Annotated in this window: 15 protein-coding genes and 1 pseudogene; 4 read left to right on the top strand and 12 right to left on the bottom strand. The window is 52.3% G+C overall.

Features of this window, described 5'->3' with window-relative positions; genetic code table 11:
* Window positions 1-35: 35 nt before the first annotated feature.
* Window positions 36-380 carry an IS66 family insertion sequence element accessory protein TnpB gene (gene tnpB, locus QF039_RS24690; protein ID WP_003425037.1) on the bottom strand — a complete coding sequence of 115 codons (345 nt, stop codon included), beginning with the start codon at window positions 378-380 and terminating at the stop codon, window positions 36-38.
* A gap of 196 nt (window positions 381-576) precedes the next feature.
* Window positions 577-673, bottom strand: a pseudogene (locus QF039_RS33845) (transposase); the annotation flags it as partial.
* A 214-nt stretch (window positions 674-887) separates the two neighbouring features.
* On the opposite strand from QF039_RS33845, the gene QF039_RS24680 reads away from it, so the two are divergent.
* The 3 genes from QF039_RS24680 to QF039_RS24670 are packed head-to-tail and all read left to right on the top strand — an operon-like array spanning window position 888 to window position 2,381.
* Complete coding sequence (locus QF039_RS24680) at window positions 888-1,163, top strand: metal/formaldehyde-sensitive transcriptional repressor (RefSeq protein ID WP_024073346.1); 276 nt, start codon at window positions 888-890, stop codon at window positions 1,161-1,163.
* Window positions 1,164-1,174: 11 nt separating this feature from the next.
* On the top strand, window positions 1,175-2,140 hold the full coding sequence (gene dmeF / locus QF039_RS24675) for a CDF family Co(II)/Ni(II) efflux transporter DmeF (protein ID WP_008437453.1): 966 nt from the start codon (window positions 1,175-1,177) through the stop codon (window positions 2,138-2,140).
* A gap of 43 nt (window positions 2,141-2,183) precedes the next feature.
* Window positions 2,184-2,381, top strand: coding sequence for a DUF1289 domain-containing protein (locus QF039_RS24670; RefSeq protein WP_008437450.1), 198 nt, complete (start codon window positions 2,184-2,186; stop codon window positions 2,379-2,381).
* Window positions 2,382-2,684: 303 nt separating this feature from the next.
* Here QF039_RS24670 and QF039_RS24665 read toward each other — a convergent pair whose 3' ends face one another.
* The 5 genes from QF039_RS24665 to QF039_RS24645 form a co-directional block, all read right to left on the bottom strand.
* The gene (locus tag QF039_RS24665; RefSeq protein ID WP_008437448.1) at window positions 2,685-3,152 is read right to left on the bottom strand and encodes a DUF411 domain-containing protein; all 468 of its coding nucleotides are present in this window, start codon (window positions 3,150-3,152) and stop codon (window positions 2,685-2,687) included.
* A gap of 162 nt (window positions 3,153-3,314) precedes the next feature.
* Window positions 3,315-4,367 carry a copper resistance protein B gene (locus tag QF039_RS24660; RefSeq protein WP_008437443.1) on the bottom strand — a complete coding sequence of 351 codons (1,053 nt, stop codon included), beginning with the start codon at window positions 4,365-4,367 and terminating at the stop codon, window positions 3,315-3,317.
* Complete coding sequence (locus QF039_RS24655) at window positions 4,339-4,584, bottom strand: hypothetical protein (protein ID WP_024073347.1); 246 nt, start codon at window positions 4,582-4,584, stop codon at window positions 4,339-4,341. The genes QF039_RS24660 and QF039_RS24655 overlap by 29 nt, the downstream gene beginning before the upstream one ends.
* 12 nt (window positions 4,585-4,596) lie before the next feature.
* A complete protein-coding gene (locus tag QF039_RS24650; protein ID WP_008437439.1) occupies window positions 4,597-6,501 on the bottom strand; it encodes a copper resistance system multicopper oxidase in 1,905 nt (634 codons plus the stop codon).
* Window positions 6,502-6,678: 177 nt separating this feature from the next.
* The gene (locus tag QF039_RS24645) at window positions 6,679-6,885 is read right to left on the bottom strand and encodes a co-regulatory protein PtrA N-terminal domain-containing protein (protein WP_019821302.1); all 207 of its coding nucleotides are present in this window, start codon (window positions 6,883-6,885) and stop codon (window positions 6,679-6,681) included.
* Window positions 6,886-7,271: 386 nt separating this feature from the next.
* On the opposite strand from QF039_RS24645, the gene flgB reads away from it, so the two are divergent.
* Window positions 7,272-7,685: a flagellar basal body rod protein FlgB gene (gene flgB / locus QF039_RS24640; RefSeq protein ID WP_008437437.1), complete on the top strand. Its 414-nt coding sequence runs from the start codon at window positions 7,272-7,274 to the stop codon at window positions 7,683-7,685.
* A gap of 30 nt (window positions 7,686-7,715) precedes the next feature.
* On the opposite strand, the gene QF039_RS24635 is transcribed toward flgB, so the two are convergent.
* The 5 genes from QF039_RS24635 to QF039_RS24615 all read right to left on the bottom strand — a co-directional run bounded on the left by QF039_RS24635 (window position 7,716) and on the right by QF039_RS24615 (window position 11,783).
* On the bottom strand, window positions 7,716-7,916 hold the full coding sequence (locus QF039_RS24635; RefSeq protein ID WP_008437435.1) for a heavy-metal-associated domain-containing protein: 201 nt from the start codon (window positions 7,914-7,916) through the stop codon (window positions 7,716-7,718).
* A gap of 111 nt (window positions 7,917-8,027) precedes the next feature.
* Complete coding sequence (locus QF039_RS24630; RefSeq protein WP_373462064.1) at window positions 8,028-10,385, bottom strand: heavy metal translocating P-type ATPase; 2,358 nt, start codon at window positions 10,383-10,385, stop codon at window positions 8,028-8,030.
* Between the two features lie 2 nt (window positions 10,386-10,387).
* Window positions 10,388-10,633, bottom strand: coding sequence for a DUF2933 domain-containing protein (locus QF039_RS24625; RefSeq protein WP_032899631.1), 246 nt, complete (start codon window positions 10,631-10,633; stop codon window positions 10,388-10,390).
* Between the two features lie 94 nt (window positions 10,634-10,727).
* The gene (locus QF039_RS24620; RefSeq protein WP_008437431.1) at window positions 10,728-11,264 is read right to left on the bottom strand and encodes a plastocyanin/azurin family copper-binding protein; all 537 of its coding nucleotides are present in this window, start codon (window positions 11,262-11,264) and stop codon (window positions 10,728-10,730) included.
* Window positions 11,265-11,429: 165 nt separating this feature from the next.
* Window positions 11,430-11,783, bottom strand: a complete 354-nt coding sequence (locus QF039_RS24615; RefSeq protein ID WP_008437430.1) for a co-regulatory protein PtrA N-terminal domain-containing protein — start codon at window positions 11,781-11,783, stop codon at window positions 11,430-11,432.
* Window positions 11,784-11,987 lie beyond the last annotated feature (204 nt).

Raw genomic sequence — 11,987 nt, 5'->3', positions numbered from 1 at the left:
CCGAATATTACTGGGGATTTTTTCAGCGCGGCAAGTCAGACCGCGAGGACGGGTGCTGTACGAATTGGCCGGCGCCAATCAATGCCCTCCAACAGCATCGACAACTGCGCGGTCGTCAGCGACACGCTGCCGCTGGTTGCTTGCGGCCAGACAAAGCGTCCTTGCTCCAACCGTTTGCAAAACAGGCACAAGCCGTCGCCATCCCACCACAACAGTTTGATCCGGTCACCACGCCGTCCGCGAAAGGCGAAGATCTGACCGGAGAAGGGATCGGCTTCCAGTTGAGTCTGCACCATGGCCGCCAAACCGTCGAAGCCACGACGCATGTCCGTGACGCCAGCGGCGATCCAGATACGGGTTCCAGCGGGAGGGGCAATCATCGCACTAACTGCTGCAAGACGAGTTGCAGCGTCTGCGGGTCTGGTGCTCCGGTGATACGCAACTTGGCTTTTCCTACCTCAACTGCGATCTCGGAATGACACTCTGCCTGTGGCTGGAAGACTGGCGGCAGATCCATTGGCGCCTCGATCACCTGGACTGGCAAAAACGAAGCACTCTGGCTGACCGGGCCGAATAGCCCTTCTTGGTATTGCTGCCGCCAGCGAAAGACCAGATTGGCATTGACGTCATGTTCGCGAGCGATCAATGACACGGAGGCGCCAGGCTGGAAGGTGGCCTCGACGACTTGGCGTTTAAAGTCCAGCGGAAAGTTGGGGCGGCGACCGGCTCGACGGGCTGGGGCAACTGTATCCAAGATAGTGTCCACTAAAAAATGGTGTCCACTATCTTGGCCAATTTGGAGGGCTGTCAGGAGAGGGTGCTGGCCGGACGGTTACGCTGATTGGAACGTGTGAACATACTCTCAATATAGGTAGGGGGGGTATGGTATGGGTCATATGAGATCAAGCAAAGACAATCTTCTTAAGCGTGTAAAGCGAATCGCTGGGCAAGTCCAGGCGATTGAGCGAGCACTCGACTCTGATGATGACTGCTCGAAAACCCTGCTTTTGGTCGCTTCTGCCCGTGGCGCTATCAATGGGCTGATGGATGAAATTATCGAAGACCACGCTCGTGAACACGTTGCGAATCCGACACTCAGCAACGAAGAAAGAGCGAAAGGCGTCGATGAGCTTCTCGAAGCCATTCGCCGCTATTCCAAATAGGATTTGCCCAGATGAGTAATTCGTACACCGACTATTCCCACGACCATATGTTCCTGGGGAAATCACATGAAGAAAACGCCAAGCGAACCTTGTGGGTAGTGGCTCTGACCGTCGTAATGATGGTTGCTGAAATCACCGCAGGTTATCTCACTGGCTCAATGGCGTTGCTTGCTGATGGATTTCACATGGCAACACACGCTGGAGCACTTGGCATAGCCGCAGCTGCTTACGGTTACGCAAAAAGACATGCCTCAAATGCTCGCTACAGTTTTGGAACTGGCAAGGTTGGAGACTTGGGTGGCTTCGCATCTGCTCTGATTTTGGGACTGGTCTCTTTGGGAATTGCCGGAGAGTCGCTATTTCGTCTCTTTCAACCGACTCAAGTGCAATTCGGGACAGCGACTCTTATCGCAATTGTCGGATTAGCAGTGAATGTGGTGAGCGCGCTTTTGCTGTCTGGCGGTCATAATCATCACCATGGGCATGACCACGGCCAAGATGAATCTCACCATGCACATGGTCATGACAATAATCTGCGCTCTGCTTATATTCACGTCATTGCAGATGCACTGACTTCGGTTCTGGCCATCGCAGCACTGCTTGCTGGTCGTTACCTTGGTTGGGTCTGGCTCGACCCTGCAATGGGGATTGTGGGTGCAGTTGTTATCGCACGCTGGGCTTGGTCGTTGATGCGGGTGACTGCGAGTGTATTGCTAGACCAGACAGATGATCATGTCGCTGAAGAGATTCGTGAACTGGTTGAGCGACAGGGAGATGCTTCGATCATAGATCTTCATGTCTGGCAGGTAGGGCCGCAAGCCCGCGCCGCTATTGTGAGTGTTCTAGGCAGCCCAGCAGTGAATGCACAAAACATACGAGAACGGCTTGCGACAGTTCATGAGATCACTCATCTGACAGTTGAGTACCGCACGAAGCCGGGCGCTGTTTCACCCGATCAGGTCGCCGTTCAGGCTTAGCAATGAGCCCGTAGTTCGCATAAGTTCGCCGAGGAATTGACCAATGGCCAAGGACATCGAGAATCCGTGTACTTCTGTCTGCCAGTTGAACAGCGAACTGTGCGTCAGCTGCGGTCGCACCAAGGAAGACATCAGAAAATGGAAACGAATGAAGCGTCCAGAAAAAATGGCCGCTGTACAACGCGCGACCCTGCGTCTGAAAAGCCTGCAAAAAAAGAACTCTCAAACCACTGTAATTTAACTTTTCTACGCTTTCAGCCGAGACAGATGTCCAGATTCGGAAAGGCAAGCTGAGTGGCAACGCCACCCGAACTTAGCACTATCGTGGTCAGATGCGCAGTGCTTGTCAGCAGACGGAGCATGGCGTCATCTCAAATTGTTATTGAGGACAGCGGTACGGGGTTATCCGATTCGGCGCAGGCGCGCCTTTACAGCTTGTTGCTGATCGTCCTTTGCGTATTGCTTGAGAATGAAATCAACATAGCATGTCCCGCTGCATGGCCATGAGCTGGGACCATGCTGTGGCCGAATGGATGAGGTGGGATTAGTTTGCGGGGTATTCAGCAATGACCTGATCTACGCCGGCTTTGGTCAGGCCGATTATTTGGTAGGTCTCATGTACTCCGTCGACTTCCATTCCTGGAGAACCTGCTGGCATTCCAGGAGCAGCGATCCCGAGAAGGTCGTCACGCTTACTCATCGCAATTATTTGCTCAACTGGCACATGACCTTCAACAAACTTCCCGTTGATCATCGCAGTGTGACAAGACGAGAGTCGTGGAGCGACACCTAGATCTTGTTTGACAGCACTCATGTTGGTTTCTACATGATCAATGACGGTGAAGCCATTGGCCTCAAGATGCTGAATCCATTTTTTGCAGCATCCGCAGTTTGCATCTCGATGCACATCGATGGTCAGGGCCTGCGCCGCTTGAGCCGTTGAGCCGATGAACAGCGCAGCGAATGTTGCAATACGCAGAAATCGACTTGAAAGTCGGAAGCTACCTGTCATGAATATTTCCTTTTCCCTTGGAGACGGCGAGATGTTCTACGAAGCAATAGAACCCCACTCAAGCGTTCATGCCGCTGCAAAGGTTACATTGAAGGATCTACTTTAGAGTCGGGGAGCCAACTCCCCGATCATTTGAATTCGTAGGGCTAGTGCTCAAATCGCTCAGAACCACATCCGAATACCAGCTACAAACCGGGCCTCGTTTGTCTTTTCCCCTTCATCGCTGGCTAGGTCAGCCGTCTTACCATATGAGCGATTCCAGCTAACACCAATGTAGGGTGCGAATTGACGAGTAATTTCGTAGCGCAACCGCAGGCCTAGTTCGGTGTTGGCCAATCCAGATCCTATGCCGCGCTGAGGATCATTTTTCCCGTACAAGTTTACTTCGGCGGTCGGCTGCAAGATCAGGCGATTGGTCAACAGGATGTCGTAATCGCCTTCAAACCGAGCTGCGGTTTGACCGTTCTCACCAATATAAGCAGTCGCTTCAGCTTCAAAGTTATAGAGGGCCATGCCCTGAATACCGAGCGCTCCCCATGTTTGAGGTGACCCAGGTTTGAAGTCTTGTCGAATGCCGGTGACGACATCCCACCAAGGACCGATGGCGTGTCCCCACAGAGCCTGAAGTTCAGCGTTCTCGGTTACGCCATTGGTACGTTCGCCTTCCGAACGCAACCATAGGCGATCGACGTCACCGCCGATCCACCCTTTTGCATCCCAAGCCAGCGCACTACCGTTGTCAGCGTCTTGGTACTCAAATTTATCCAGGAGGATGAACGAGTTAATTTTTTTATCGTGCACACCATGGCCTGGTAAGTCTGGAAAAGCGGCGGCCCGGTCAGCGTCGGTAAGTACGGGGATTGGGGTTCGGCTTGTGGTAGTCGCCCCTCCATCCATGCTTTCCATACCGTCCATTTGCCCGTTATCGCTGTGATCCATAGCCCCCATCTTGCTATGGTCCATGGCTCCCATTGAGCCGTGGTCCATCTTGGAGTGATCCATCGCGGCATCTTTCGGTTTGGCGGGTTTGGATTTTTGTGCAGTTGAAGACTTTGCGTCCGCACTTGATGGCATCGCCATCGACGGATCCATCTCTTCAGCGGCTTGAGCCATGAAAAAGAATGCTGGACCGGTAGAGACTGCAAGTGCCATCAGCGTTGGGCGTAAAAACTTACTGGTCATGATCTCAATCTGCCTTTTTGGTTTTTTGGTCATGATCCATCGACTCATGGCTCATCTGGCTATGGTCCATCGCCCCGTGATCTAGCTTCGAATCGTTTGCCGTTGCTGGCTTGTCCGTTGCTGTAACAGGAACAGTGGTTGAATGGTCGCTGCCATTTTCCTCTGCCAGCACCGTGGACGAGAGTCCACCCAGCAGGACAGCGGCAAAGAGGCAACCCACGAGGGAATTACGATTTCGGTATGTGCTCACAGATCGTCTCCTTTACTCATCAACCCGTACTTCACGGAACATGCCCATTTCCATATGGAAAAGCAGGTGACAGTGATATGCCCAACGGCCTAAGGCATCAGCGGTGACTCGATAGCTGCGTTTGGTACCTGGTGGCATATCGATCGTGTGCTTGCGCACCATGAACTTGCCGTTCTCGTCCTCAAGGTCACTCCACATGCCGTGAAGGTGGATGGGGTGTGTCATCATGGTGTCGTTCACCAAGGTGATGCGCAGACGCTCGCCATACTTCAGGCGCAGCGGTTCGGCGTCAGAGAATTTGATGCCGTTGAACGACCACGAAAACTTCTCCATGTGACCGGTCAAATGAAGCTCGATGGTACGATTTGGCTCGCGGCCGTCAGGGTCTTGGAAAGTGCTTTTCAAGTCGGAGTAAGTGAGCACTCGACGACCATTGTTCCGCAAGCCTATGCCCGGATCACTTAGCTTTGGCGTTGGATTCATGGCTTGCATATCAACCAGGGGATTGTTGGTTTCAGAGGCAGGGTGTGTCTGCATTTCTCCACCCATACCACCCATGCCAGCCATCCCTGACATATCACCATTGCCCATCCCAGCCATCTTGCTGTGATCCATGCCCGCCATGTTAGTCATGTCACCGCTGTCCATGCCGGTCATCCCGGTCATGTCACTTTGGTCCATACCGGTCATCTTGCTGTGGTCCATGCCCGCCATGCCCGCCATGCCGGACATGTCACCTGGTGTCTTCTCTGCGCCGCCCATACCAGCCATGCTGCCATGGTCCATACCAGCCATACCGCCCATCCCCATGTCATCCATAGTGACGATTGGACGTGGATCTATAGCAGGTACCTGAGCAACTAGCCCTTCACGAAGAGCGAGGGTTCCGCGTGCATAACCCGTCCGATCCATAGACTGGGCGAAGATGGTGTAAGCCTCTTCACTGGCAGGCTCTACGATCACGTCATACGTTTCAGCTACGGCGATGCGGAATTCGTCAACACTCACTGGGTTGACGTGTTGGCCGTCGGCGGCCACAACGGTCATTTTCAAACCAGGAATGCGGACGTCGAAATAGCTCATCGCCGAGCCGTTGATAAAGCGTAGTCGTAGCTTCTCACCCGGCTTGAAAATACCGGTCCAGTTACCGTTTGGCGCCTGGCCATTCATGAGATAGGTGTAAGTATCTGCGCTGACGTCTCCAAGGTCGGTTGGGCTCATGTTCATTTCAGCCCACATCTTCCTGTCAGCTACTGTAGCTGACCAACCTTGCTTACTGACATCGTCGATAAAATCACCAACGGTGCGTTTATGGTGGTTGTAGTAGCCCGACTGTTTCTTAAGCTTGGCCATGACGCGACTAGGATCTTCATCGGTCCAATCAGTCAACATCACCACATAGTCGCGGTTGTATTGAAAAGGTTCAGGCTCTTTCGAGTCGATAACGATTGGCCCGTAAACCCCTGCCTGCTCCTGTAAGCCCGAGTGGCTGTGGTACCAGTACGTACCATTCTGATGAACCTTGAACTTGTACTCGTACATGCCGTCGGGTGCGATGCCATGGAAACTCAAGCCAGGTACACCGTCCATATTGGCCGGCAGAATGATCCCGTGCCAATGGATTGAGGTGTCTTGGTCCAGGCGGTTTTTTACACGCAGGGTGACTGTCTCTCCTTCGCGCCAACGCAGCAAAGGTCCTGGCAATGATCCATTGATGGTCATGGCTGTTCGCGGCGAGCCGGTAATGTTTACAGGTGTTTCACCAATAAACAGATCAAATTCATTGCCGGTGAGTACGCTCGGCAGACCTGGACTTGTCACCGCCCATACTGGAGTGCGCCAAAGGCCAAAGCCGCCGAGAATGCCACCAGCGGCCAAGCCTTTTACGAATGTCCGTCTAGAGGTTTTGGAATGCATGCCGTTTATTTCCAATCAGTCAAAAGGGAAGCCGTGCGAAACAACCGATCATGAGTTGCCCGGATCAGCTTTGCCCACCGTCACAAAAGACAAACTCTTACGGCAAGCGAGCTCAGAAATTGCCACATTTAAACCACCGCAGTGATTACATTTCTGTCAGCTTGGAGGGCTAGCTATTTAGCAATTCTTGTGATCCATCGCCTTGGCTTTGCTTTCAGCGACGGGATGTTGGGCATTTTGCGTTTGAGCTACTCGGTACGATTCCATCGAATTATTCCTGGCCACTTCCATGCGTGCGAAAGTCCGGTCACCACCCCCTTCAGCCATAGCCAAAGAAGAGACGGTCAGAGCCGCGATGACGAACAAGGTTTTGATAGGGTTCATTTGGGGGGCCTCGGATGATTATTGGTGACCCCTGAATCCACATCAGTCGTTGACTCTAGGGGGTGAGCTTGAGGCTCAATAGGACTATAAGACTCATCCCCTGTCAGGAAGCTTAGGCCAATATTACAGTTGTGTCAGGTTGCGATATTTCTCTTGAGATGCAGAGTGATTAGTCCGTAAGGTCTAAGCTATCCAACGACACATAACCTCCATCCACCATCTAAAATTTACCTGTGCGGCGTTGTAAGTTTCCGGTCACTGCACGATGGCGTGGCGTTTTTTGAGTTTTTCGCTGAAATCATACATCGGCTCGGACGCACTACGTTAAGCACTTGAGTGTTCGATAGGTGGGAATTAAATGGCAGCGTAACTAAAGGTGGCCACCGGTGAGTATTAATTTTGACAAAGCGCTTGGCTCCGCAGAAAGAGCATTACGTTTTCGCAGCCAACGAGCTGAGGTACTTAGCAATAATATCGCTAATGCCGACACTCCTAACTTTAAGGCCAGGGACTTGGACTTTTCTGCTGTACTGGCTAGCCAAACAAAAGGAGGTTTGGCTACTCCGTTCTCTTTAAAAACAACAAACCCAAAACATATTGCCGTAAACGAATTAGTAAGTGATATTCACGGCGGTGCTTTGCTTTACAGTACGCCGAACCAACCTTCCATTGATCAAAATACTGTGGATCAACAGGTCGAGGTCGCAAAGTATACGGAAAATGAAATTCATTTCGAAACCGCCTTTACTAGATTAAATGGAGCATTTAAGGGGCTACTTAAAGCTCTGCGAGGTGAATAATAAACTTTACCCAGCGAGGGAATCAGCGCCTCAGGCGCTGATTTGGGAAGGGAAACCGAGTGCTTCGACAGTTTTACGGACTTGCTCTGGGTTTTCACTGCTTTCAACGCTTACCTTACCTGCTGCGCGATCCACGGAAATCATAGCCTCGCTGTCCAGTGACTGAATTGCTTTGGTGATTTTGCTGACGCAGCTACCGCAACCAATGCCTGATACGTTTAAGACGAACATGGTTATTCCTCTTGTGCTGAGCAGTCTATTTTCACCGCAACAACAAGATCAACGTTGACACCACGGTAAGGTCAAGAGTTATGTATAGCGGGCTGTGAGCATCGGTTACGCTCATTCAATTCGGGTATTCCTCAGCCTCAAAGCATTGAAAACTACAGACGCAGAACTGACGCTCATGGCTAACGCAGCAATCATTGGAGACAGAAGGTGCCCCGTCAGTGGATAGAGCAGGCCTGCGGCGAGGGGAATACCCATTGAGTTGTAAAGGAAGGCGAACCCCAAGTTTTGCCGCATGTTTTTTACCGTTGCAACCGAAAGTGCCCGTGCCCGTAAAATCCCCATCAGGTCGCCTTTTACCAGCGTGAGCTGCGCGCTATTCATCGCGACGTCAGTCCCTGTACCCATGGCAATGCCCACATCTGCTCGCGCCAAGGCCGGTGCGTCGTTGATACCGTCGCCGGCCATGGCAACCTTTCGACCGGATTGCTGGAGGTCCGCCACCAGGCGCTCCTTGTCCTGAGGTTTCACTTCACCATGAACCTCTTCAATACCCATCTCCTTGGCGACAGCACGTGCGGTGGTGAGCCCGTCTCCCGTGGCCATGATGATTTTTACGTTATCAGCCTTAAGCTTGGTGACTGCTTCTTTAGAGGTCGGTTTTATCGGGTCTGAGACCGCTAGTAATCCTGCCAAGACCCCGTCAACTGCTAGATAGATGATGCTGATGCCTTCAAGGCGCAACAACTCTGCACGTTCTTGTAAGACCTTTGTGCTCACGCCGGCAGCTTCCATCAGTGCAGTGTTGCCCAGCTGTACTTTCTTGCCATCAACGAGACCACTCACCCCAATCCCTGAGCCGGACTCAAACGATTCAGGCTTGGTGAGCGCAATATTTTCAGTTCGGGCGTGATCGACGATGGCGTGTGCCAAAGGATGTTCGCTGCCTTGATCAAGGCTAGCGGCCAGTTGAAGCACATCGCGTGGGTTGAAATCTGGTGTGGCCTCCACACTGTGAAATACCGGCCGTCCCTCTGTCAGGGTTCCCGTTTTATCGACAATCAGTGTGTCGATCTTGCAAAGGTTTTCGATGGCACTGGCATCTCTGAACAGCACACCCATACTGGCGGCTTTACCCGTCGAAACCATGATCGACATGGGCGTTGCCAGACCCAGAGCACAGGGACAAGCGATGATAAGCACGGCGACAGCGTTGATCAGGCCGAAGACCCAGCTGGGTTCCGGGCCGAACAGTCCCCAACCTATGAGGGTCAGCAACGCAATCGCGATAACCGCCATCACAAAGTAGCCGGCGATCGAGTCGGCCATTCGTTGCATGGGCGCTTTGGAGCGTTGGGCTAGTGCGACCATTTGTACTATCTGCGACAGCATGGTGTCAGCGCCGATCTTTCGCGCCTCCATCACCAAGCTTCCATGAGTATTAAGCGTGGCACCGATCAGACTATCCCCTGCTCTTTTCATGACCGGCACAGGTTCACCAGTGAGCATGGATTCATCCACCGCACTTTCTCCCTCGAGTACAGAGCCATCAACTGGCACTTTTTCACCAGGTCTGACCCGCAAATGGTCTCCCAAGTGAACATGGGTAAGAGGAATGTCTTCCTCCTGACCATCGGCGTTGATCCTGCGTGCAGTCTTGGGAGATAGGCCAAGAAGGGACTTAATGGCGGCGGAGGTTTGTGACCGTGCTTTGAGCTCAAGAATCTGCCCAAGCAAGGTGAGCGAGATGATGACCGCAGCGGCTTCGAAGTAGACGCCGATGCGTCCATCTTGCATGAAGGTGGTGGGAAAACTTTGGGGAAATAGGGTTGCCGCGACGCTGTAAAGATAGGCTGCGGCAGTACCTAAACCAATCAGAGTCCACATGTTTGGACTGCGATTTCTAACGGATGCTATGCCTCTTACAAAAAAGGGCCAACCTGCCCATAAGGTGACCGGAGTGGCAAGAGCGAACTCGATCCAGTTTTGAACCGAACCATGGAAGATTTGTAATGAGTGACCCGCCATGGCTAGAAGGGCCACCATTACGGTTAAAGGCAGCGACCACCAAAAGCGGCGGGTGAAATCCAGGAGCTCGGGTTTGTCATCGTCATCAAGCGCGGGCATGACGGGCTCTAATGTCATGCCACATTTAGGGCAATTGCCGGGCCCTGGCTGTCTTATTTCCGGGTGCATAGGACAGGTAAACTCAGTGGCTACCTGTAGCGTGGGCTCTATAGCGGCGCTGCTGGGTTCAGCGCTGGGATGATTACCAATGTAGCGTTCTGGATCTGCCCGAAATTTCTCTTGGCATTTCTGGCTACAAAATTGATACGTCTGTCCTTGGTAAGACTCGCCAAATTTACTTGGAGGTATAACCGCCATACCGCACACCGGGTCGCGTAGACCACCGTCATTGGGTGAGGCAGCGTGGGCGGGACCGTGATCGTGGTGGCTCGGTGGAGTGGGCATAGCTATTTCTCTTCCTTGTTGGTTCCTGCCTGATCGCCATGGTCATGTCCGCCATGTCCATGTCCAAAAAAATGCATCAATGGACAGATCAACAGGATGAGGTAGGGCAAATACGGATAAACGTGGGTGAAATGTTCCCGCACCCCGTAAAAGGCACCGATCGCAATGAGCATGATCAGTACAACGCCTGTTTTGCGCCTCCAAAATGGTGGGGAGGTGCTTCCAGCCGGATGCTGATGCTTATCCATGATCTAGACCCCGTGTGTGAGCGTGTTGCTCTGATCTCTGCCTCAGAGCATAGCGAACTCTTGCGTCGACGCGGTTTTAGCGGTCGGTTCAGGCTTACTTCAAGTCAAATTGACCGACCATCCCCGACTGGTAATGACCTGGCACGTTGCAGGCAAATTGAAGTCCAGTTGTGTTGTTGAAGGTCCAGATCAACTCCTTGGTTGCCCCTGGCTCGATCAGCACGCTATTCGGGTCGTTGTGTTCCATTCCAACCATCTTCATGCCTCCCATGCTATGGCCCATGTTGCCCCACATTTTTCCAGTTCCGGTGGGTGTAAGCGTTCCATTCTGGAACATGCTCGCCATTTCTTTTTGGTGCGCCGCGTGAGCAGCGGCTTGGCCGATATTGAACTCGTGCAGCAACGCCCCTTTGTTGTGAAGTACAAAGCGAACCGTTTCACCGGGCTTTACGTCGATGCTTTTAGTTTTGAAGAAAATATCACCCATCTCTACATCAACCGTGCGAGTGACCTCTGAGGCGACTCCAGGCTGACCGATATCCTCTTTCCCATGACCTACGCTGGCCATCGCCGTAGCGCCGAGGAGTAGGGTGATTGCCGCAATAACTGGAGTAATGAGCTTAGTTTTCATGGTGACCTCGAGAGCCAGTGGAAAATACTAGCTATGCTAAAGGGATAGAGCTGAGCGTTAACTGACTTGAACACTACATTTCTGTCAGTTTTCCTGAGAAAACACGGCGCCCAGATGACGCCGTGTCTAGTGGGCGGTTCAGAGAGCCCCGTAGGAGTTATTCGGTTACTGATGGTTCTCAGAAAGCATCAGTTTGTGCTCGCGCTGCATTTGGTTCAAAACGTCATCAACCATGGCGTCGTGTTTTTCCATCCAGGCGAGATGTTCCTGAGGTGACATTGATGCTTTTGGATGATCTAGATGAAGCTGGCCCATGATCTCGCCCAGTATTTTCATATGCTCGGCCATGTGAACATGGCGCTGCCCTTCAGGAGCTTTTTCAGCTTGTACCAAGGTCGCTTCGGCTTTATCGCGCAGGCTTTCCATGCGCTCCATAATCCGATCTGCACCACCTTCAGCCAACGCAGATGCTGAGATGAGTATCGAACTAGCAAAGAATAGGACTTTTAAACGGTTCATGAGGAAGCTCCTTTTTGATTTGTTTTCCGGCTCCTCTAGCTTTCATGGTTAAGAGTCGGTCGAGCACCAGAAAGTACTCATGCTCGAACCCTAGACAGCACTCGCTGACATCTACCTGAAGCCAATATTACTTTTCTGTCAGTTGCTGGTTGGCAGAGGCATTTCATTGCAGACTCAGCCTCACAATTATTCGAGAGCCATCCC

The sequence above is a fragment of the Pseudomonas sp. W2I6 genome, assembly GCF_030815935.1.
GTDB lineage: Bacteria > Pseudomonadota > Gammaproteobacteria > Pseudomonadales > Pseudomonadaceae > Aquipseudomonas.
This window is presented reverse-complemented; position numbering and strand designations above follow the sequence as displayed.